The following is a 26,425-nucleotide window of genomic DNA, read 5'->3' as shown; positions in this document are numbered from 1 at the left end:
CTTGAGGAATGGATTGAGCAGAAAACAAAAGAAACGTTTACATTATTTAATTCGAATTTATACTATTTCGCTTTAATAAAATTAAACGATAATGAATGTGCGGTCTTTGGAAATGTTCATCATATTATTATGGATGGTTTATCAATTCAAATATTTACTGAGCAGATTGCAAAATATTATTATGACATGCATAACGAGAATGAGGAAGGCGAAATTAAAAATTCATATGTTCAATTTCTGACTAATGAACAAACATACTTGAATAGTAGTCGTTTTCAAAAAGATCAAAAATTCTGGTTAGAGGAATTTAAAACACTGCCATCTGTGACCGGGTTGAAGCCTTATAATACGTACCAAGTTAGTACCAAAGCATCACGTGAGACGTTTATATTAACGGAACATTTGAAGAGAAAGATAGAAAAATTTTCTGAAGATTACAAAATTAGTTTATATACTCTTTTTGTTGCTGCTTTCTCGTTGTCCATGTATCGGTGGACCTCATCGCTTGATATTGGTTTAGGAATGGCTTACGGCAACCGTATGACTAAAATGGAACGAAAATTGATTGGAATGATGGTGAGTACAGTTCCTTTAAGAATGGATATTGATCCAGAAGAAGAAGTACTTTCATTTATTAGTAGGGTGTCCAGAAAACAAAGTAAATCATTAAGACACCAGAAATATCCATTTGATTTGTTATTAAAGCAGATTAATAAAGAGAGTAACAGTAATGTGAGACTTTTCGGAACTACGATTGATTATAGGGATCGTGATGAAAGTGGTGACTCACTATGGATTCCAAACCGTGAAGAAGTACAAGATTTTGCAGTGCATATTGAAAATCTAATTGATATAGACTCTTTACATGTACATATTGATTATCGTGAGGAGCTATTTTCTAAGGAAGAGATAGAACGATTCTTTAACGTTATGCTAGTGATACTGGAAAATATTTTTGAAAACCCAAAGCAGAAGGTTGCTGAAATAGAAATCATTTCTGAGGAAGATAAAAGAAAAAGTTTAGTTGAGTTCAACAATCCTAAACTGGATGTCCCGCCTCAAGCAACTATTCATGAAATGTTCGAACGGCAAGCGATGATTTATCCAAATGCTATTGCAGTTACGTATGAAAAAGAAAAAATTACTTATAAGGAGCTTAATGAACGTGCAAACCAGTTAGCTCATTATCTGCAGAAAAAAGGAGTAGGACCTGATACTTTAGTTGGACTGTGCGTTGAACGTTCCCACGAGATGATTGTAGGTATTTTAGGGATTTTGAAGGCTGGTGGGGCTTATGTCCCACTTGATCCAACATATCCAGAGCAACGACTTCAATATATTTTAGAAGATGCTAGCATTCAGTTATTCGTAACGCAAGAAAGTTTAAAAGAATTGAACTGGTTACCAGAAAATGTTGAGTCGATTTGCCTGGATCGTGATCAAGATGAGATTGGGAAAGAAAGTAAGACTTTGCCGGTTTCTAGTGTCGGTCCCCAAAATCTGGCATATGTAATCTATACTTCGGGATCAACGGGAAATCCAAAGGGCGTTATGATAGAGCATCACAATGTCATTCGGTTATTTAAATCGACGGATTGTTGGTATCAGTTTAATGAAAAAGATACTTGGACGCTTTTTCATTCGTATGCATTTGATTTCTCAGTATGGGAAATTTGGGGAGCATTATTATATGGTGGAAAATTAGTTGTTGTTCCGTACTGGATTAGTCGATCACCTAAGGATTTTTATCAATTATTGGTGGAGGAAGAAGTCACAGTTCTAAATCAGACACCTTCCGCATTTCGACAATTAATACAAGTGTGTGAACAAGAAGATAAGAATAAAAATTTGCAGCTGCGTTATGTCATATTTGGCGGAGAAGCGTTAGAACCTACTAGCTTGTTACCGTGGTTTCAAAGGTATGGGGAGAAAAACCCACAGTTAATTAATATGTATGGAATTACAGAAACTACAGTTCATGTTACATATTATCCAATTACTTTAGATGATGTGCAGCAGGCTTCAAGAAGTAATATTGGAAAGCGGATTCCCGATTTAGAAGTGTATATACTAGACGCTTATCAACAACCTGTTCCTATAGGTGTTGATGGTGAACTTTATATTGGCGGGGCAGGGCTTGCACGTGGGTATTTAAATAGACCTGAATTAACAGCAGAGCGTTTTATATCTCATCCATTTAGTAGTGATCTGAAAGCAAGATTATACCGGACAGGAGACTTAGCGAGGTATTTGCCAGATGGGAATCTAGATTATCGTGGAAGAATTGATCATCAGGTTAAAATACGTGGTTTCCGAATTGAGATTGGGGAAATTGAGTCTACTTTACATACATATGCATATGTAAAAGAGGTAGTTGTAATTGTAAGAGAAGATCAGCCAGGCGATAAACGATTAGTAGCATATGTTGTAGGAGATGGAAATGTAGATGCGTGGAGAGAGTATCTTAAAGCGAAACTACCAAGTTATATGGTTCCTTCGGGATTTGTGGCGATGGAAGCTATTCCACTTACAGCTAACGGTAAAGTTGATCGTGAGGCCTTACCTATGCCGGAGGAAACGCAGATTAATAGTGAATGTGTTGGCCCTCGGAATAGTAACGAACAGATACTAACTACCATTTGGAAGAGAGTATTAGGTGTTAAAAAGGTGGGAATCTATGATAATTTCTTTGAAATTGGTGGCGACTCGATTCTCAGTATTCAAATCATATCTCAAGCAAGTCAAGTGGGGTTAAAACTTACTCCAAAGCAAATGTTTGAATGCCCAACTATCGCTGAGCTGGCACAAGTGGCTATAGAAACGCAGGGAGTACAAGCGGAGCAGGGAATTGTGATAGGTGATGTGCCTCTTACTCCAATTCAGTGCTGGTTCTTCGAGCAAGAACATCCACATACAGAGCATTGGAATCAATCAATGCTTTTAAGAGTAAAAGAAAGATTGGATGTGAAATTACTAGAGGGAGCGATATTAAATTTACTGAAACATCATGATGCTTTACGTTTCCGGTACGAACAGTTACCAAACGGAACGTGGAGGCAGAGAAATGAAGGGACTGATGAGCTGTCAGTACTCCATGTTGTAAAACGGAATCAAGTTAATGAAAAAGAGTGGAATAAAATAATACAAGAAGAGATGAATATTCATCAAGCTAGTTTCAATTTAATTACTGGTCCGTTAATGAAAGTAGTGTACTTTGAAGATAACTTGATTGAAAATGATCGAATATTCTGGGTGATACATCATTTAGTAGTAGATGGAGTGTCATGGAGGATTCTATTGGAAGATTTACAGGTGGTATATAACCAGATGAAACAAGGTCAAGAAATTCGCTTACCTGCGAAAAGTACATCTTTTAAAGAATGGTCTGAACGACTTCAGACATACAGTGATTCGGGTATTTCAAAAGAAGTAAAGGATTATTGGAATGAACAAGTAGAAAAAGAAACGATGAAAATTCCAATGGACTATCCAATACAAGAAACGACAGAAGAATCGATTGATCAAGTGACGAGGACTTTAGGAATAGAAGAAACACAAGCATTGTTTCACGAAGTTCTAGTCACTCATAAGACAAGGATTGATGAGGTACTATTAACGGCATTAGGACAAGCTATCGTCGATTGTACAAATCAGCAAACCGTTTCTATTCATCTAGAAGGACACGGGAGAGAAGAGATGATTGAAGGTATTGATTTATCAAGGACAGTGGGCTGGTTCACGAGTATTTATCCCGTTCATCTCAATTTTCAAGGAACTCAGACACCTATTGAAGGGTTAAAGGCAGTCAAAGAGCAATTGCGTCGAATCCCAAATCGCGGAGTTGACTATGGTATTTTACGTTACTTGAATAAAGGATTACTTCCGTTTTATCAGCAAAAGCCTTCAATAAGCTTTAACTATTTGGGCCAATTTGATCAGGTGTTTTCAAGGGACTCTTTGTTTATGCAAGAGACAGGATTTACATTTTTAGATCATGCTCCAGATTCCAAACCATCTCATCTAATTGATGTTATCGGAATGGTGAAAGATGAAAAGTTACATTTTATTTGGATGTATAGTAGGGAACAGTTTTCTAAATTAAAAATTCAAGTGATAGCAGATGGTATGTTGAGGCATCTTCGTCAACTTATAAATAAACCAACAACAGAGTCTGCTTTTACGGTATCAGATTTTGCTGATGCAGAGGATCTTACGGAAGAAAGCTTGAGCAAAGTATTACTTAAATTAACAAAGAAGAGGGTGTAAAAATGGGAGACGTTATTGATATATATGGTTTATCACCTTTGCAAAAAGGAATACTGTTTCATACTTTATACGATCAAGATGATGAACATTCTTTTTCCTATATTGTACAAGTAGGTTTCTTGCTCGGGGGGCAATTGGATGTTGATACTTTTGAAAAGGCTTGGGAATATGTTATTAATCGACATGAGGTTTTACGTTCAGTATTTGTATGGGAGGAAGTAGAAAAGCCACTACAAGCGGTTTACCAACGTCTTCCTTTTACTATTCATCAAGAGGATTGGAGCACCTATCCACATGAGGAAAGGTTGAAGAAATTACAACAGTTTTTGAATGTAGATCGTAGAAAAGGATTTTTATTGGATGAAGCACCATTGATGAGAGTCACTGCGATTAAAGAAGCAAAAGAGGAAACGAGAATTATTTGGACACATCATCATATTTTGCTAGATGGATGGAGTGTGTCATTGGTCTTTAGTGAAGTGATGGAAGTTTATCTCAAGATGATAAAGGGAGAATTATTGACTCTTCCTAAATCTCTTCCTTATAAAAAATATATCCAGTGGATAAATAAACAAGATCAAAGTCAAGCAGAGGAATTTTGGAAAGAAGAATTAAAAGGGTTCTATGCACCTACGCCATTAGCAATGGAAAGAAAGGATCAAGGACAAGAGAAGGGCTATGGAGAGTGTGTTTATCAAGTATCTGAGAAACTTACTGAGAAGTTACAAGAGTGGGTACGAAATAGTCGATTAACGTTGAATACGTTAGTACAAGGTGCATGGGCTTATTTGATGAGTAGGTATAGCGGTGACAGTGACGTCGTATTTGGCGTAACTAGCGCTGGACGTCCTACTGATTTAATGGGAGCAGAGAATATGGTGGGGCTATTTATTAACACATTACCTACCAGAATTCGATTAACGGATAATACATCAGTAGTAGATTGGCTTCGTAAAATACAAATGAAAGAAATGGAACGAAGACAGTATGAGTATAATTCGTTGATAGATATTCAAGGCTGGAGTGAGGTTCCGCGAAATAGCTCCTTATTTCATACCTTGTATGTGTTTGAAAATTATCCAATTCAAGGTGAGAGAAATGATGATTTAAGATTACTAGATGTTACAAGCACGGAACAAACAAATTATCCTTTAACACTCATTGTAATGCCCGGTAAGAAAATTACTTTAAAGTTGATGTATGATCGAAGCTATTTTAATGAAGAAACAATAAATCTGATTCAGAATCACTTATTGCAAATATTAATTCAGATGACGAAGAGCCTAGATTCAAAACTATTTGAAATTACTCATTTAACAGAAGAAGAACAGATACAGTTACTAGAGGAATGGAATCATACTCAATTTAATTATTCGGCTGAAGGCATGATTCATACGATGTTTGAGGAGCAAGTTAAAAAAACACCGGAAGCAATCGCGGCTAGTTACGAAAATGAACAAATTACCTATAAAGAGTTGGAGAAGCGTGCAAATCAGCTAGCTCATTATCTACAAAAGCATGGTGTAGGCCCAGAGTCTCTAGTTGGGGTATATATGGAACGTTCATTACAAATGATGATAGCGTTATTAGGTATTCTAAAATCAGGAGCAGCGTATGTTCCACTTGACCCTACTTATCCAGAGAGTCGACTTCGATATATATTAGAGGATGCTGGAATCGAAGTACTAGTGACGGAAGAAAATTCTAAAAATTTGTTTGTATCTGAAAAAATAGAAACGATTTGTATGAATAAAGATTATACTGCAATTGAAAAAGAAGAATCAACCCCATGCATAAGTGGTGTAACAGGAGAAAATTTAGCGTATGTTATGTATACTTCAGGATCTACAGGGAATCCAAAGGGAGTAATGATTGAGCATCATTCAGTAATTAATTATCTAGAATGGATGCAACATAAATATCCGCTTTCTGAAAAGGATGTGGTCTTGCAGAAAACGCCATTCTCATTTGATGTCTCTGTTTGGGAATTGTTTTGGGGCATTCACGTTGGTGCAAGTGTATCTTTCCTACCTCCAGGTGGAGAAAAAGATCCTTCTATTATAGCTGAAGTGATTAAACAACATCAGGTTACTATAGTTCAATTTGTACCTTCGATGTTATCTGTTTTCTTAGACCACTTCAATCATATTGAATTGAACATGAATTGTTCGTCCGTACGCCATGTATTTTCTGGTGGAGAAGAACTAAGTTCAGGGTTGGTTAGACGATTTCAACAGAAATGGAATTATAGTGGACAAGTGAAATTAACCAACTTTTATGGACCAACTGAAGCCACTATTTATGTGAATGCATTTAATATTCAGCCTAATCAAGAATTTGTTTCTATTGGGCAGCCAATACAGAACACGCAATTATATGTATTAGACCAAAATCAACGCTTGCAATCAATAGGAATTGAGGGTGAGTTATATATTGGTGGTGCTGGTTTAGCACGTGGATACTTAAATCGTCCGAATCTTACTGCTGAAAAATTCGTTTCGCATCCATATCGATTTGGGGAACGACTATATCGAACAGGAGATTCAGTAAGATATTTAACTGATGGAAATTTAGAATTTATAGGTAGAATGGACCACCAAGTCAAAATGCGTGGTTTTAGGATTGAATTAGGAGAAATTGAAGCGACTTTAGAAAAATGTTCGTTTATTAAAGAGGCTGTCGTATTAGTTAGAGAAGATCGTCCAGGTGATCAACGATTGGTTGCATATGTAATAAGCGATGGAAATACCGAGGAGTGGAGAGAGTATTTACAAAAACAATTACCGAATCATATGATTCCAGCGCACTTTATAGAGTTAGAACACTTCCCGCTTACTCCAAATGGGAAAATTGACCGAAAGGCCTTGCCAGCACCTGATGAGCAAGCTATTGAAGATTTAAATGTGCTACCTCGGACGCCATCGGAAGAGCTTATTGCCTCGGTTTGGAGTCAAGTATTAGGAACAGAAAATATTGGCATTCAGGATTCCTTCTTTGAACGTGGTGGGCACTCACTACTTGCTACTCAAATTGTCTCTCGATTGCAAGAACTGTTCCAAATTAAAATTCCATTACGTGAACTTTTCAAGCACGATACAGTGGAAGCATTGGCGAAACGAGTGGATCAGTTACGAAAAGAAGATAAAAAACGAGAGGTTGCTCCTCTTGTACCTATGAAACGAGAAGAAGTTATCCCACTTTCCTATGCGCAGAAACGTCTATGGTTTATTGATCAATTAATGCCAAATAGTGCTATGTACAATATCCATGCAGCGTGTCGCTTAACAGGTGAATGGTCAATTGAAGCATTGGAGGTCGGATGGAATCAATTGTTGGAGCGTCATGAATCATTAAGGACGACAATTCTAGAACAAGAGGGTGAACCTTTTCAACAAGTTCAATCTCATGTGTTCAGGCATATTCCTCAAACGAATCTAACAGATCTTTCTTTGGAAGATAGGGAAAGAGAAATGAAACGCCTTATTCAAAACGAGGCGGAGGAACCATTTCATTTTGGACAAGGTCCTCTGATTCGAACACGAATATTGAAAGTGGACAGGGAAGAATGGGTTCTCATTTGTACGATGCATCATATTATTTCAGATGGATGGTCAATGGGAATCTTACTTGAAGAATGGATGGCTTTTTATGAAGGAGCACTAACCGGAAAACCAGTGGAATTGAAGGAGTTATCTATCCAATATGCAGATTTTGTTATGTGGCAGAAGGAATGGCAAAAAGAGGAGAGTTTGAATCAGCATCTTCAATATTGGAAGGAAGAATTATCTGGGGAACTACCGGTTTTACAATTACCGATGGATCGTCCTCGACCTGCAGTTCAAACCCATCGTGGTGCAAGTCAGTCCTTAATAGTGGCGAATTCCTTACAGGAAAAGCTCAAAGATTTAAGTTTGCAAGAAGGATGCACTTTATTTATGACATTGATGGCAGCGTATCAAAGCTTCCTTTCTCGTTATACAGGACAGGACGACATTATAGTTGGAAGCCCCATCGCTAATCGAAATGTGAAAGAGATTGAGGGATTAATAGGATTCTTTGCAAATACGTTAGTTTATCGAGCTGATTTCAGTGGAAATCCGACGTTCCAAGAACTATTGTCGCAGATAAGAAAAAAAGCACTAAAAGCATACGAGTATCAGGACATCCCATTTGAGAAAGTGGTAGAATCCGTAAAACCTGAACGGAATACAAGTCATTCACCAATATTCCAAACTATGTTTACTTTACAGAATACGAAACAAGAGTTTCTTCAGCTATCCGAAAGACAAATGGAACTCATGGAAAGCCATGTTTCTGTTGCCAAATTTGATTTGAGTTTATTTGCTTCTGAGACGGAAGAAGGATTATCACTAACCTTTGAATATAATACTGATTTGTTTAATGATACAACCATTAAACGTATGGTAAATCATTTTGAACATTGGTTAAATCAAATTGCCTCTTATCCAAAATGTTTATTATCAGAATTGAATATGTTATCGAAAGTGGAATATAAGCAACTACTAGAGGAATGGAATGAATCAGCCGTTATAGATATAGAAGATAGTACGATTCATACAATGTTTGAAGAACAAGTGGAAAAAACACCAGAAGCAATTGCAGTAGTGTGCGAAGATGAAGAACTAACATATCGAGAGTTGGACGAACGCTCGAATCAGTTGGCACATTATTTACAAAAAAATGGTGTAACATGCGAAACATTGGTTGGGATTTGCGTTACACGTTCATCCGAGATGATTGTCGGTCTCTTAGGAATTATGAAGGCGGGAGGAGCATATGTCCCAATTGATCCAGCGTATCCGGAAAGTCGACTGCAGTACATTTTAGAAGATGCTCAAATAAAGGTACTGGTGACACAGGAAAAGTTACAACAAAAAATGGTTATACCTACATTCGTTAACGTCATTTGTATTGATCGTAATCGAGCAGAAATAGAACAAGAAGTTACTACGGTATGCACGAGTGAAGTGACGGGTGATAACTTAGCCTATATTATCTATACTTCAGGTTCCACGGGAAATCCAAAGGGAGTAATGATTGAGCACAGGAATACAGTAACAATGATTCATTGGGCGCATCATACGTATTCTCGAAAGGAATTAGCGGGAGTATTAGCTTCAACTTCACTATCTTTTGATTTATCCGTTTTTGAAGTATTTGTTCCCTTAACGATGGGTGGTAAGGTGATTGTCGCTGAAAATGCTCTACATCTAGACAAGTTGTCTACCAAAGGTGTGACTTTGGTTAATACTGTGCCATCGGCAGCAAAGGAACTGGTTCGAGCAAAAACAATTCCTTCTTCAGTAAAGGTAATGAATTTGGCTGGAGAACCGTTACCATATCCGCTTGTTCAAGATTTATACGAGAGAAGTACGATTGAGAAGGTGTTCAACTTATATGGACCGTCTGAAGATACTACGTATTCCACGTATCTGGAATTAGAAAAGGGTGTCATGCATAGGGTACCACCAATTGGTAAACCAATCTTCAATACAGAAGTATATGTATTGAGTGCTGAACAAAAAATGGTTCCAATTGGTGTAGTTGGTGAGTTGTACATTGGTGGATCAGGGTTAGCACGTGGATATTTAAAACGCCCTGACTTAACGAAAAATCGATTTATACCGCATCCGTTTAAAGAAGACGAGCGAGTATACCGGACTGGAGATCTAGTAAGGTATTTGCCGGATGGAAATTTGGAGTATGTTGGACGAATTGATCATCAGGTGAAAATTCGTGGGTTCCGGATTGAACTAGGAGAAATCGAAGCGGTATTACAAAAGCATACATTAGTTAACGAAGCTATTGTGATGGTGCGGGAAGATTATCCTGGCGATCCACGTTTGATTGCCTATGTTGTAGGAGACGGTGATTCTCAAAAGTGGCGTGATTATCTCAAGGACCAACTACCAAATTATATGATTCCATCCTATTTTGTTGGATTAAATGCATTTCCACTCACTCCTAATGGAAAAATTGATAGGAAGGCTTTACCAGCACCAGAGAAGCAGGAGATAGCGAGTTGTTATATTGCTCCTCGTACGTCTACGGAAAAAACAATTGTTTCGATATGGCATGAAGTTTTAGGCATGGAAAACATCGGAATTCAAGATTCGTTTTTTGAAATTGGTGGACATTCATTACTTGCTACGCAAGCTGTTTCCAATCTTAAAGAGGCTTTTGGAATCGAGATACCATTGCATGATTTATTTATGTTTCATACGGTGCAGCAATTGGCAGAACAGATTGATCAATTGCTCGATAACAAAAATCAAGAAATGCAGAATGATAGTAAGGAGAATATAAGCCTTCAAGATTATATTCAAAAAGAAGCAGAAGTGAGTAATGATGAAGAATTACTGGAACTGCTTAAGCAATTAGAAGAGTTATCAGAGGAAGAAGCACAAGGGATATTTGAGAGTAATTTGATTGAGGAAGGGGTAAAAAAATGAGAAGTGATTTACTTGCAAAGCTGAGTTCACTTTCTCCTGAGAAGAGAGCATGGCTTCAGAAGCAAATGCAAAAAAAGGAGAATAAAGAAGCACTCCCGTTGTCTTATGCACAACAACGTTTGTGGTTTATGGACAGATTTAACCCAAACAGTTCTTTATATAATATTCCAACCGTATGGCATCTAAAAGGAAATTGGATACCTGAAGCATTAGAGAAGGGATTCAATCGACTCATTGAACGTCATGAATCATTACGAACTGTTTTTAAAGAAATAGGAGAACAGCCTGTGCAACAAATTGTCGAATTCCTTCCTAGAGCATTACCTGTAAGGGATTACTCTCAACTTCCTCTAGAAGTAAAAGAAAAAGAGGTAGATAGTTTAATTGCGAGAGAAGCGCAAGAACCATTTGATTTAATGAATGGTCCTTTAATTCGTAATCAGCTTGTTCAATTAGAGAAGGATGAATGGTTATTACTGTGTACGATGCATCATATTATTTCTGATGCTTGGTCCATTGGTATATTCATGAATGAATTCCTTGCTTTCTATGAAGAAGAAACGGGCGGAAATCCTGCTAAATTAAGTTCATTATCTATTCAATATGCAGACTTTGCGAAGTGGCAAAAGGGGTGGTTGCAAGGTGATGTGCTAAATCGTCAGCTTACGTATTGGCAGGAAGAATTGTCTGGTGAGCTTCCTATCTTACAACTGCCAGTGGATCGACCTCGACCGGTTAAGCAGACTTACTCTGGGGCTGCGCATCATGTGATTTTTCCTTATAAATTGCTCAGTCAATTGAAGGATATAAGTCGACAAGAAGGATCTACTTTATTTATGACTTTAATGGCCGCATACCAGAGCTTTCTTGCTCGTTATACGGGACAAAAAGATATTCTAGTTGGTAGCCCGATTGCAAATCGGAACCATAAGGGAGTAGAAGGATTAATTGGTTTCTTTGTTAATACGTTGGTTTATCGATCAGATTTGAGTGGCACCCCTACTTTTCGGGAGATTTTGAACCAAACAAAGAAAAAGGCGTTAAAAGCTTACGAATATCAAGATATACCATTTGAAAAAGTGGTAGAAGCTGTGCAACCTGAACGAAGCATGAGTCATTCTCCTATATTTCAGACCATGTTTACGCTACAGAATATAAAACAAGAACGACTAGATTTGCCTGATAGAAGTATTGAAATGGTAGAAAGTAATATGTCTATTGCTAAATTTGATTTGAGCTTAACTGCCTATGAAGTGGAAGAAGGTCTATTCGTCTCATTTGAATACAACACGGATTTATTTGATAGTAGTACCATTGCACGTATGGCAGGACATTTTGAGAACTGGCTAAATGAAATCACGTATCATCCAGATGAATCATATACAAAGCTGTCAATGTTATCGGATACTGAGCAAAAACAACTCCTAGAAGAATGGAATGATACGGACGTAGTTTATGGTCATGATTGTATGATTCATGAGCTATTTGAGCAGCAAGTTGCACGGACACCTGACGCAGTGGCGGTAGTTTATGAGGGTGGAAAGCTAACGTATCAAGAACTAAATGAAAAATCGAATCAATTGGCACATTTTCTACAAAAACGAGGTATCGGACCTGAATCATTGGTTGGTATATGTATTGAACGTTCTCCTGATATGATTATCGGTCTCTTTGGGATTTTGAAGGCAGGTGGGGCTTATGTCCCACTGGACCCAAGTTATCCTGAAAACCGCCTGAGATATATTTTGGAGAATTCACAAATTCAAGTGCTGTTAACAAAAGAGGCACTACAGGACTGGTTACCTAAAGATATTCAAGCAATTTGTTTAGACCGGGATCAAGTGATGATTTCTAAAGAGAGTAATTTAGCTCCGGTAAGTGGAGTAACAGCAAATAACTTGGCCTATATTATATACACTTCGGGTTCGACGGGAAATCCAAAGGGGGTAATGATTGAACATCATTCCGTTATCAACCGCCTACAGTGGATGCAGAAAAAATACCCATTGTCCGAGGAGGATACAATCCTACAAAAGACACCGTTTTCATTTGATGTTTCTGTATGGGAATTATTTTGGTGGTCATTTGTAGGAGCACGTGTTTGTTTACTTCCACCAGGAGGAGAGAAAGATCCTGCGGTGATTGAGGAGTATATTGAACGATATCGCGTGTCCACCATACACTTTGTTCCGTCGATGTTATCTACTTTCTTAGATTATATGGAACTATATAATTCGAAAAGGGATGTATCGTCTTTAATTCAAGTTTTTACTAGTGGAGAAGCGTTAAACACTGAGCATGTTCGCCGGTTTAAGGGGATCTTTTACAATGTTCAGCAAACAAAGTTAATTAACTTGTATGGTCCTACTGAAGCGACTGTGGATGTGACTTATTACGATTGTGATTTAGAAAAAGAAGCAATGATTATTCCGATTGGTCGTCCAATTGATAATACAGAGTTGTATGTGTTAGATCAATATCAACAAGTGGTCCCGATTGGTGTGGCAGGGGAACTTTACCTTGGAGGAGTAGGATTGGCACGTGGCTACTTCAATCGACCGGATTTAACTACTGAACGTTTTATTCCGCATCCTTTTAAGGACGGGGAACGATTATATCGAACGGGTGACTTGGTGAGATATATGAATGATCGTAACTTAGAATATATTGGAAGAATAGATAACCAAGTTAAAATTAGAGGATTCCGAATTGAATTGGGAGAAATTGAAGCAGCTTTACATGATCACTCATCTGTAAAAGAGGCAGTCGTGTTGGTGAAGGAAGAACGACCAGGAGATAAGCAGTTAGTAGCTTATGTAGTGGGTGAAGGGGATGCTGGAGAATGGCGTGAATATCTCAAGAAGCAATTACCACATTATATGGTTCCGGCATACTTTTTCCAAATTGAAGGTATGCCACTCACTCCAAATGGTAAAGTGAATCGGAAAGCATTATTGGAATTAGAAGAACAGTTCATAAGTGAAGATATTACTTCATCACGAACACCAGTGGAGGAGCTCATCGTTTCCGTTTGGAGCCAAGTGTTAGGAATAAAAAATATTAGTGTTCAGGATTCCTTTTTTGAAATCGGTGGTCATTCACTACTAGCTACTCAAGTAGTGTCACGTTTACAGAGAATTTTTCAAATCGAATTACCAGTACGTGAACTATTTGAATATACAACGGTGGAGTCACTGGCAAAGCGATTAGAACAGTTACGTAAAGGAGATAAAAAACGAGAGATTCCGCCACTAATACCAATGAAACGAGGAGAAGCTATTCCACTATCTTATGCCCAACAACGTTTATGGTTTATTGATCAATTTACACCTAATAGTGCCCTTTACAATATGCCAATGGTATGCCGTCTTACAGGGAATTGGCTACTTGAAGCATTGGAAACGGGATGGAATCAACTAATAGAACGTCATGAATCACTGCGGACGGTCTTTCAAGAGGTGAATGGTCAACCCGTACAGCAAATTGAACCGTATGCTTTTCAATCAATTCCGAAAACGGATTTAACTATGCTTTCTTCTGAAGATCAAGAAGAAGAAGTTAAACGTTTAATTCAACAAGAAACAGAAGTACCATTTGATTTAACAGAGGGTCCATTAATCAGGACAAGTATTTTGCACGTGGGAGAGGAAGAATGGATACTCCTTTGTACTCTACATCATATCATTTCAGATGGATGGTCAATGGGAATCCTACTTGAAGAATGGATGGCATTTTATGAGAAAGCAACGGATGGAAAGGTAGCGGAACTTGAACCATTACCGGTTCAATATGCCGACTTTGCTCAGTGGCAAAAAGGATGGTTAAAGGAGGAGGTGCTTGATCAACAACTCCAATATTGGAGGGAAGAATTGTCTGGGGAGCTTCCTGTACTCCAACTTCCTGTGGATCGCCCGCGTCCCGCAATACAAACTCATCACGGGTCGACATACACTATGGTTCTGCCAAGCACGCTACATGATAAATTGAATGAACTTAGTCGAAAAGAAGGGGCTACGCTCTTCATGACGCTTTTAGCTGCATATCAAAGCTTTCTATCTCGTTATACGGGACAAGAAGATATTCTGGTCGGAAGCCCAATTGCGAATCGGAATTATAGAGAAATTGAAGGACTAATTGGTTTCTTCGTTAACACGCTGGTTTATCGAGCTAATTTGAGTGGTAGACCGACATTTCAAGATGTACTGTATCAGGTTCGTCAAAAGGCATTGAAGGCGTATGAATATCAAGATATTCCATTTGAAAAAATTGTAGAAGTTGTGCAACCGGAGCGAAGTACAAGTCATTCGCCAATTTTCCAGACTATGTTCATCTTGCAAAATATGAAACAAGAGTTACCGGTGTTATCTAGTAGAAGTATTGAAATGATAGAAAGCCATAGTCCAATTGCAAAGTTTGATTTAAGTGTAATGGCAGTTGAGACGGAAGAGGGATTACTTTTTACTTTTGAGTACAATAAGGATTTATTCAATGCTACTACTATTGAACGGATGGCAGGACACTTTGAGAAATGGCTACATGAAGTTTCTCATCGCCCACAAAATCCGTTGCATGACCTGAGCATGCTATCAGAAACCGAGCGTACTTTGTTATTAGAAACATGGAATGACACTGTAATGGAAATGTCTCATCAGGGTCTTATTTGCGACAAATTTGAGGAGCAAGTAGCAAGGCGTCCTGATGCGATTGCGATAGTTGATCAAACAAAACAGTGGACTTATGGTGAATTGGATACACAAGCAAATCAGTTGGCAAATGTTTTACAGCGAAAGGGAGTAGCCCCAGAGTCAGTGGTAGGGGTTTATCTTCCGAGATCAGCTGAGCTGATGGTAAGTTTACTAGGCATTTTAAAAGCTGGTGGAGCTTATGTCGTTTTAGATCCGTTGTATCCAAAATCAAGGTTAGAATACATGATTGAAGATGCAGGAATTCAATTTGTAGTGACGGCGGAAGGACAAGACGGACATTTCGCACACGTCGAAATGGTGAGGTTAGAAGAATTAACGGTGGAAAGCGTAATCGCACCTACACGTCAAATAAATCCAGAGAACTTAGCCTATATTGTTTATACCTCTGGTTCTACAGGAAAACCGAAGGGTGTAATGGTTGAATATCGCTCATTAATGAATATGGTTTCTTGGCATCAGGAAGTTTATCATATTTCAGCAGAGGATCGTGCGACTCAGATTGCAGGGGTTGCTTTTGATTCGGCTGTCCAGGAGATCTGGCCGTATCTAACTGCTGGCGCAGCACTCTACTTGTCAACAGAGGAACTGAGAATTAATCCAGAAGCACTAAGGGACTGGCTCATTGATTCACGAATAACAGCTAGCTTTGCACCTACGCCTATTCTGGAAAGGCTCTTGAAATTATCTTGGCCAGATAAAACGGATCTTCGTTTTATCATTACTGGTGGGGATCAATTAACGCAGTACCCATCTAACGATATTCCTTTTGCGGTAATTAATCAGTATGGTCCATCGGAAAATACCGTTGTTACCACAGATTGTTATGTACCTGTAGGAGTGACAACAGGTACGCCATCGATTGGTCGACCGATTGCAAATACAGAAGTTTATGTGTTAGATTCTCATCTTCAGCTAGTACCAATTGGCGTAATTGGAGATCTCTATATTGGAGGGAAGAGTCTTGCACGTGGATATGCTAATCGTCCGGATCTTACAAAGGAAAAATTTATTCCACATCCTTTCAAGTCAGGAGAACGTCTCTATTATACAGGAGACAAAGCAAGTTATCTTTCTGATGGTAATCTCCAGTTCCATGGACGTATAGATGACCAAGTAAAAATTCGTGGTTTCCGGATTGAATTGGGAGAAATAGAAGCTGTTTTGCAGGCACATTCTTCTGTGAAAGAAGCAGTTGTATTGGTACGAGAGGATAATCAAGGTGATAAGAGATTAGTAGCTTATGTAGTTGGTGAAGGAAGTGTCCATGAATGGCGAGAACATCTACAAACACATTTACCAAATTACATGGTTCCAACAAACTTTATTGAGATGGAATTTTTACCACTTACACCGAATGGAAAACTTGATTTGAAGGCATTGCCTATACTTAGTGAACAATCCGCTGAAAATACTGTATACCCAAGAACTCCGCTGGAAGAACTTATCGCTTCAGTGTGGAGTCAAGTGCTAGGAATAGGAGACATTGGTGTTCAGGATTCTTTCTTTGAGCTTGGTGGTCACTCTCTACTTGCTACACAAGTGGTCTCACGCTTACAGGAAGTCTTTCAAATCAAATTGCCAGTACGTGAACTGTTCGAATATTCAACGATCGAGGCATTAGCGAAACGAATGGATCAGTTACGTAAGGGGAATGAAAAACGAGAAATTCCACCATTGGTGCCGATGGAACGTGGAAATAATATTCCACTATCTTATGCCCAACAGCGCTTATGGTTTATTGATCAATTTGCACCTAATAGTGCACTTTATAATATGCCAATGGTATGCCGTCTTACAGGGAATTGGTTACCTGAGGCATTGGAGTTGGGATGGAATCAGTTGATAGAGCGTCATGAATCTTTGCGGACTGTATTTTATGAAGAGGATGGCCATCCTGTGCAGCAGATTCAACCGTACGTTTTCCGTCCGCTTCTGCAAATGGACTTAACTAAGCTTTCATTAGAGGAGCGAGAAAGAAAGTTGGAGCAATGGATTCAAACTGAAGTCGAATCTCCATTTGATTTAGAACAAGGGCCATTATTCCGTGGGAAACTCATAAGAATTTCAGAAGAAGAATGGGTTCTTCTGTGTAATATGCATCATATTATCTCGGATGGGTGGTCGATGGAAATCTTGCTTCAAGAATGGATGGCATTTTATGAGAATGCGATTGGTGAAAAACAAGCAGAGCTGCAACCACTACCAGTTCAATATGCCGATTTTGCTCAGTGGCAAAGAGACTGGTTGAAAGATGAAGTACTATATCAACAGCTTGCATATTGGAAGGAAGAATTATCTGGTGAGTTACCAGTCTTAATGTTGCCAATGGATCGTCCGCGTCCGCCAGTGCAAACCCATCATGGATTAACTCATAATGTTTTGTTGTCACGCTCATTACTGGATAAATTAAACGAACTAAGTCGTCAAGAAGGGGCCACACTTTTCATGACCTTATTGGCATCGTATCAAAGTTTCCTTGCTCGTTATACGGGACAAACGGATATTATTGTTGGTAGCCCAATTGCAAATCGAAATTATCGAGAAATTGAGGGGCTAATTGGTTTCTTTGTCAACACTTTGGTTTATCGAGCTGATTTAAGTAATGCACCGGCATTTCAAGAGTTGTTATCTCAAGTACGGATAAAAGCATTGAAGGCGTATGAGTATCAAGATGTTCCGTTTGAGAAAATTGTAGAGGTTATCCAACCTGAACGAAATACAAGCCATTCTCCGATTTTTCAAACCATGTTTACTTTGCAAAATACGGGACAGAAGCTACCAGAACTACATGGAAGAAATATAGAAGTAATGGAAAGTAATGCTCCGATCGCTAAGTTTGATTTAAGTTTAACTGCTGCAGAAGTGGAAGAGGGTTTATTACTTACTTTTGTTTATAGAACTGATTTATTTGACAGCTTAACTATTGAATCCATGGCTGAACATTTTGGGAACTGGTTGAATGTAATCGTGGAGAATCCTGATAAATCATTAGCTAAGTTGCCTATATTATCAGGATTACAGCAAAAACAGTTGGAGGAGTGGAATAATAATACTGTAGCATATCCACAGGAAAGTACGATTCATCAGCTGTTTGAAGAGCGAGTAAATCGTACACCTGATGCGGTAGCAGTGGTAGATGAAAAACAGCAGTTAACATATCGAGAGCTGAATGAAAAAGCTAATCAATTGGCCCACTATCTTCAGCAATGTGGGATTGGGACTGAATCATTAGTTGGAATTTGCTTTGAGCGTTCAGTTGAGATGATTGTTAGTATTATGGGGATCTGGAAGGCTGGAGCAGCCTATGTTCCATTGGATCCATCATATCCAGAAAGTCGCCTACGATATATTTTGGAGGACACTGGAATTCAAGTATTAGTTACGAACGAGTCATTGGAAGATTGGATACCTAAAGAAATCAAGATAGTTTGTCTAGACAGGGATCAAATAATGATTTCACAAGAAAGCATTCTTTCACCAAAATGTGAAGTAACAGGAGAAGACTTAGCGTATGTTATCTATACTTCAGGATCAACGGGGAATCCAAAGGGTGTCTCGATACAGCATCATTCTGTACTAAACTTGTCGTATGGTTTACAAAAAGAGGTTTTCGAACATGAGATACCATCTAACATGCATGTCGGTTTAAATGCGTCAATTGCCTTTGATGCATCTATCCAGCAATTACAAATGCTGCTTTATGGTTCAAGTTTGTATATTATTCCAAGCGAAGTACGAAGTGATCCGGAGCAGTTTGTAGCTTATATTAGGGAGAACAAGTTAGAAATCTTTGATATAACACCTTCATTGCTTCAATTAATTATAGATGTCGGATTGTTAGAAACGTGCGATGGCGTTCATGTTCCAAGTAAGGTACTGGTTGGTGGTGAAGCAATTATGCCGTCATTATGGGAACAGCTAGTAGAGACTGATAAAATCCAGTTTTATAATGTATATGGTCCTACAGAATGTACGGTTGATGCAACATGCTATCATATCAAGAAAGGTAGTAAGAGAGTAACAATTGGACGTCCATTGCCTAACATCCAAACTTATGTATTAGATAGAAATAGGTTGCCAGTTCCAGTTGGTGTAATGGGGGAACTTTATATCGGAGGAGCAGGTCTAGCAAGGGGGTACTTGAATCGTCCAGAGTTAACATCCGAACGATTTATTTCTCATCCATTCAAAGAAGGCGAGAGGTTATATAGAACAGGTGATCTAGTGAGATATCTTCCTGATGGTAATATAGACTACTTAGGAAGAATGGATAATCAAGTGAAGATTAGAGGATTTCGAATTGAACTTGGAGAGATTGAGTCGACTTTACAAGAGCATGACTTAGTAAAAGAGGCAGTTGTAATGGTTAGGGAAAATCAGTCGGGAGATAAGAGGCTGGTAGCTTATGTAGTGGGCGAAGGCAGTTTAGAAGAATGGCGAGAGTATCTTAAAACAAAACTGCCAATCCATATGATACCTTCCTACTTTGTCGAAATGAAAGAATTACCGCTAACCATAAATGGAAAGATTGATCGGAAATCGTTACCTATACCAGATTATCAAGGAACACAAGAAGGATACGTGGCCCCAAGAAATGAACGTGAACATAAGCTTTCTATCATTTGGGAACGTGTGCTAGGTTCAAAACGTATTGGTATGAATGATAACTTCTTTGAAATTGGTGGAGATTCAATTCTTAGCATTCAGATTGTCTCGCGCGCGAAGCAAGTTGGTTTACAATTGACACCAAAACAAATATTTGAACACCAAACAATTGCTGAGTTGGCGCAAGTAGTCAAAGAAGAACAAGGTGTACAAGCTGAACAGGGAATTATAACTGGAGAGACGATACTTACACCTATTCAGCAAAGGTTTTTTGCACAAAATCATCCTAACCCACATCATTGGAATCAATCCATGTTCTTTAGAACGAAAGAGAAATTGGACATAGGATCACTGGAAAAGGCGGCAGGTAACCTTCTACTTCATCATGATGCTCTGCGTTTAAGATATGAACGTTTACCTAATGGGGTTTGGAAACAGTGGAATGAAGGAATAGAAGAACAATTGATGCTTACTGTCATTTCATTAGACGAAGTGCCGGAAGCTGATTGGCATCAGGTTATTCAAAAAGAGATTAATATTGCACAAGAAAGTTTGAATTTACATGATGGTCCGCTAATGAGAATGGTGTATTTTGATGAAGGTGAGCACGCTGGCCGATTATTTTGGACAATTCATCATTTAGCCGTGGATGGTGTTTCTTGGCGAATTTTATTGGAAGATTTGCAAACAGCATATACGCAAGTAGTCCAAGGGCAGAAAATTCAATTACCTATGAAGAGTACATCTTTTAAAGAATGGTCGGAGAAATTACATCATTACGCTGAAACTGGCCTATCAAAAGAAGTGCTACATTACTGGGAGGAGCAGGCTGAACAAGACGTAGTTAAATTGCCGGTAGATGGTACTATAAGTAATCCAGTAAGCGCAGTAACTGAGGAAATTACTGTGGTGTTAAATGAGAATGAGACCCGTATGTTATTGCAAGAGACTTTAAGCACTCACCGTGTCCAAATCAATGAAGTATTATTAGCAGCATTAGTACAAGCTACGGCAGCATGTACGGGGCAGCCGATATTGAGCGTAGATTTAGAGGGACATGGTCGAGAAGAGATTATTGAAGATGTTGATTTATCGAGAACTGTGGGATGGTTTACAAGTATTTACCCAGTTCATTTAAATATTACTAGTGCTAATACGCCAATTGAAGCATTAAAAGCAGTTAAAGAACAAGTTCGCAAAATTCCTAATAAGGGTGTTGATTATGGGGTGTTGCGTTACATGAACGCAACAATGTGTGAGCAATTAAGCTCCCAATATACACCGTCTATTAGTTTTAACTATCTTGGACAATTTGACCAAATGTTTTCTAGCGATGCAATGTTTATTCCGGAGAACGAATTTAAGCGTTTAGATCATGCTGCCGGTTCCAAGCGATCGCATGTAATTGATGTAATTGGGGTTGTAACGGATGGAAAACTTCAATTCACTTGGGTATACAATGTTGGACAATTTGCCAAATCAACGATTCAAAGTATTGCACAGAATATGCTATATCAACTGAGTACATTGATTCAATTTTCAGATAGAGAATCTGCACTGACCATTTCGGATTTTGCAATGGCTAATCTTAGCCAAGAAGGTTTGACAAATGTACTAAACAAAATGCATCGCGGAAAGAACAATCAGATTACTGATTTATATCCACTATCACCTTTGCAAGAAGGTATGATTTTCCACACATTGCATGACCAAGGGGATGAACATGTTGCACCGTATATAGTGCAATTGAGTTTTATGATTCGAGGAAAAATGAATATTCCTACATTTGAGCAGGCGTGGAAATCTGTAATTCAGCGGCATGAAATTTTTCGTACAGCATTTGTATGGGACGAAATTGAAGAACCTGTACAAGTGGTGTATGAAAATATCCCATTTAAAGTGAATAAAGAAGACTGGCGTACAATGACAAGTGAAGAGATAGAGGAAAAAAGAAAAGTCTTTTTGGCATTAGATCGAAAACAAGCCTTCCAATTTGATGAAGCACCATTGATGCGGGTAACAGTCATTCAAGAAGGTGAGGAAGAATATCGGATTGTTTGGACCCATCACCATATTTTACTGGATGGATGGAGTTTACCATTAGTATTTAATGAATTACTTACAGTCTATCAGAAGAGAATGAATGGAGAAGCTGTGAAGTTACCTAAGTCCTCACCATATAAGAAATATATCCAATGGTTAAGAGAGCAAGATAAGGAGCAGGCGGAACAATTCTGGAGAGAGAAGCTAAAAGGTTTTACTGCGCCAACTTTGCTGGGCTTAGAAAGTAAAGAGGAAGAAAAAGGTTACACAGAGAAGGTTACGTATTTATCAGAAGAGCAGACTCAAGCGTTACAAGGATGGGCGAAACGCAATAAACTTACTTTGAGTACAGTAATTCAAGGTGCATGGGCATATCTCATGAGCCGATATAGTGGAGAAAATGACATTGTTTTTGGTGTAACAAGCTCAGGGCGTTCTACGGAGATTATTGATGTTGAAAACATCGTAGGTCCTTTCATTACAACGTCACCGACGCGAATTCAATTGATGGATGATATAAAATTAATAGATTGGTTGCAGAAGATACAAGAGGAAGAGATAGAAAGAAGACAATATGAGTATGCTTCTTTGACAGAGATTCAGGGGTGGAGTGAAGTTCCTAGAGGAATACCGCTGTTCAATAGTTTATATGTGTTTGAAAATTATCCAGTGAAAGAGGAGTCTTCAGAAAATCTGGAAATTGGTGAATTGGAAGGGGTAGAACAAACCCACTACCCATTAGGGTTAGCTGTAGTTCCAGGAATCCAGTTATCGTTAAAGTTAATGTATGACCGTAGTAAGTTTAATAGAGTAACCATTGAACGAATGCTGGGTCATTTACACAAAGTGTTAATGCAAATGCTCAAAAACATTGATCAAAATCTATCGGAGCTAGTATATATTACGGAAGCTGAACAAAGAAAGCTATTGGAAGAATGGAATAATAATACTATATCCTATCCACGTGAGAATGCAATCCATCAACTATTCGAAGAGCAAGTAAATCGTACGCCTGACGCGTTGGCAGTGGTAGATGAAAAACAGCAACTAACATATCGAGAGCTGAATGAAAGAGCTAACCAATTAGCCCATCATTTACAGAAATGTGGAATTGGGACAGAGTCATTAGTTGGCCTTTGCTTTGAGCGTTCAGTTGAGATGGTTGTTGGTCTCATGGGAATTTGGAAGGCCGGAGCAGCCTATGTTCCATTAGATCCATCGAATCCGGAAAGCCGCCTACAATATATTTTAGAAGACACAGGAATTAAAGTGTTAGTTACAAATGAAGTATTACTAGGCTGGATTCCTAAAGACATTAAGACAGTTTGCCTAGATAGGGACCAAGCAATGCTTTCTCAAGAAAGCAAACTTTCACCAATATGTGAGGTAACAGGGGAAAACTTAGCGTATGTTATCTACACTTCTGGTTCGACAGGGAATCCAAAGGGAGCTTTAGTACAGCACCATTCTGTAATAAACCTATCATATGGTTTACAAAAAGAAGTTTTCTCACATGAGATACCTAGTAATATGCGCGTTGGTTTGAATGCATCAATTGCCTTTGATGTATCTATTCAGCAATTACAAATGCTGCTTTATGGTTCAAGTTTATATATTATTCCAAGTGAAGTTCGCACTAATCCAGAACAATTTGTGTCCTATATTAGGGAGAATAAATTGGAAATGTTTGATATGACACCTTCATTACTTGAATTACTAATAGATGGAGGATTGCTAGAAATAAGTGCTGATGTTCATGTACCAAGCAAGATATTGGTCGGTGGTGAAGCAATCATGCCGTCATTATGGGAACAGCTAGTAGAGACTGAAAAGATTGATTTTTATAACGTATACGGTCCTACAGAATGTACGGTTGATGCAACATGCTATCATATCAAAAAAGATAGTAAGAGAGTAACAATTGGACGTCCGTTGCCAAACGTTCAAACTTATGTATTGGATAAAAATTTGTTACCTGTTCCAGTTGGTGTAACAGGTGAGCTATATATTGGGGGTGCAGGTATAGCGAGAGAATACTTGAATCGCCCAGAATTAACAGCAGAGCGATTCATCTGTCATCCATTTAATGAAGAAGAGCGTTTATATCGTACGGGAGATTTGGTTCGTTATTTACCTGATGGTAATTTAGATTACTTGAGAAGAATTGATAATCAAGTGAAAATTAGGGGCTTTCGTATTGAACTTGAAGAGATTGAAGCGAGTATAGAGAGGCATCCATTGGTAAAAGAAGCAGTAGTTTTGGCAACAGAGGATAAATTAGGAGAGCAGAGATTGGTTGCTTATGTAGTTGGAGATGGTAGTATGCATGAGTGGCGTGAGTATCTCAAGACACAAGTACCAAATTATATGGTTCCCGCACACTTTATTAAGGTAGACGAGATTCCTCTTACAACGAATGGCAAAGTTGATCGAAAGGCATTGAACAATTTAACTATTCATAGAGAAAATAACTTCTCTACACCAATCATTCCAAGGGATGAAATTGAATATCAGTTGATTAAAATCTGGCAGGATGTGTTACAGATAGAAGATGTCTATGTAAATGATGATTTCTTTAATAGAGGAGGACACTCTCTCCTTGTAATTAAATTAGTTTCAAAAATTAGGGAGAAGTTTGGAAAAGAGATTAAGGTTTCAACATTGATTAAGAATCCAACATTGGAAGGAATCGCATGCCTTATTCGTGATAAGCATGATATGACGAAATCAGTAGCAGCGCTAGTTCCACTACAAGAATCAGAAAAAAGCCCTTTCTTCTGTGTTCATCCGTTTATGGGGAATGTATTCTGTTATATTCAACTAGCAAGATTACTTAAGAACCATTGTTCATTTTATGGTTTACAGAATCCTCTTATAGAAAAGGAAGAAATTGATGAATTGACCTTGCCGGAACTAATTCAACTTTACATTGAAGAAATCAAACGTGTTCAGCCAGAAGGCCCATATCGTCTTGGAGGATGGTCTTTAGGCGGTGCAATTGCTTATGAAATCGCAACTGTGCTAAAGAATCAAGGTGAGGAAGTTGAGTTGTTGATACTAATGGATACTAAAGTACCTTCAGAGCAAGATCGTAAAACAAGGGAGGATATGCTCTCATATATATCTGAACATTTCATTCCTAGAGATCTTACTGAGCAGGAAGAAGGGCTCGTTCATAAGCAAGATATGCTTGTGGAGCGATTAATTATGGAAGGAGTACTCCCGCCTGATGCAAATCTTATGAATTTGAAGCAAGTTATCAATGCTCATAGGAAATGCCTGAACTTAATGGCAGAGGATGATTTGATACCATACTTTGGAGAAGTTATCTACTTTAGTGCTGAGGAAGGAAAAGAGTTGTTTACAGATTGGGGACCTTTATTAAAAGGAAGAGTAAATAGGTATTCAGTCCCTGGATCACATGAGGAAATAGTAGACTTCCCCGCAGTTGAAAAGATAGCTAAGTACCTATTAAATGAATTTGAAGGGATAAAAGAAACATCCCTTTCATTAACTGAAAAGTAGAGAGTGCAAAAGATGCAACGCTATGAATGAAAAGGGGAGACCAATAACTGCAAATAAAGTGTAGGCAATAATGAATATATCAAGAGTATTAATTTTTAAGAGGATAATGGAAAATTTACTTGATAGAGACATAGAAACCTATATGAGTTGCTCATAGAATGATGTAAATCCTCTCTATTTTTTGTAATAGAAACTAATGCTTTGATGATATTATTGAGGAAAGGTGCATATTTTCATTGATATGTAAATATGCACCTTTTCTATTGTATTTGCAATTTAATAAAGTTAATTTGAATTTATGTAACGCACATATATGAAGCCATCTTTTTAAAAAGGAAGTGATTTATCATACACATTCAAGCTGTGAAAATACCAAAGAATATTGAAAGTCATTTGTTTAAGCAACTTAGTAACTTGGTTTCAAATGAGAAGAAAGAACGAATGAAGCGTTTATTAAACTCATGTGACGTTAATAGGACCCTGATAGGGGATTTACTAATCCGATCTCTAATCTGCCAAAAGTATAAAATTAATAATGAAGAAATTAGATTTAAATATAATGAGTATGGAAAACCTTTTGTTGAAAATTTTTCTGACTTTCATTTTAATCTGTCACATTCAGGAGAATGGGTGGTTTGTACTACTGCTAATTTTAATGTGGGTATTGATATAGAAAAGATTTCAGAGATAGAGGCTCTTAAATTAGCAAAAGAATTTTTTTCAGCGGATGAATTTTATGATATATCTAATATGAATTCTGATGAACAAATTAATTGTTTTTTTGATTTATGGACATTAAAAGAAAGC

At 38.0% G+C, this 26,425-nt stretch carries 4 protein-coding genes; all 4 read left to right on the top strand.

Annotated elements, in window-relative coordinates:
- Nucleotides 1-4,266 (top strand): amino acid adenylation domain-containing protein (locus ABWK52_RS17865; RefSeq protein ID WP_353772049.1); only part of this gene is annotated, 4,266 nt, incomplete at its 5' end.
- Between the two features lie 2 nt (nt 4,267-4,268).
- Nucleotides 4,269-10,739 carry an amino acid adenylation domain-containing protein gene (locus ABWK52_RS17860; RefSeq protein WP_353772048.1) on the top strand — a complete coding sequence of 2,157 codons (6,471 nt, stop codon included), beginning with the start codon at nt 4,269-4,271 and terminating at the stop codon, nt 10,737-10,739.
- Nucleotides 10,736-25,618, top strand: a complete 14,883-nt coding sequence (locus ABWK52_RS17855) for a non-ribosomal peptide synthetase (RefSeq protein ID WP_098204783.1) — start codon at nt 10,736-10,738, stop codon at nt 25,616-25,618. Before ABWK52_RS17860 ends, ABWK52_RS17855 begins: the two co-directional genes overlap by 4 nt.
- Before the next feature lie 363 nt (nt 25,619-25,981).
- Nucleotides 25,982-26,425: 4'-phosphopantetheinyl transferase family protein (locus ABWK52_RS17850; RefSeq protein WP_438825464.1), on the top strand; the 444-nt coding region annotated here is incomplete at its 3' end.

It is taken from the genome of Bacillus sp. AP50 (assembly GCF_040492675.1).
In the GTDB taxonomy this organism is placed as follows: Bacteria; Bacillota; Bacilli; order Bacillales; family Bacillaceae_G; genus Bacillus_A; species Bacillus_A cereus.
The sequence above is the reverse complement of the archived record's forward strand: the minus strand, read 5'-3'. Positions and strand labels throughout refer to the sequence as shown.

Coding starts and splice junctions, on each gene's coding strand:
- ABWK52_RS17855 (WP_098204783.1), top strand. CDS start 10,736: ATGAGAAGTGATTTACTTGCAAAGCTGAGTTCACTTTCTCCTGAGAAG.
- ABWK52_RS17860 (WP_353772048.1), top strand. CDS start 4,269: ATGGGAGACGTTATTGATATATATGGTTTATCACCTTTGCAAAAAGGA.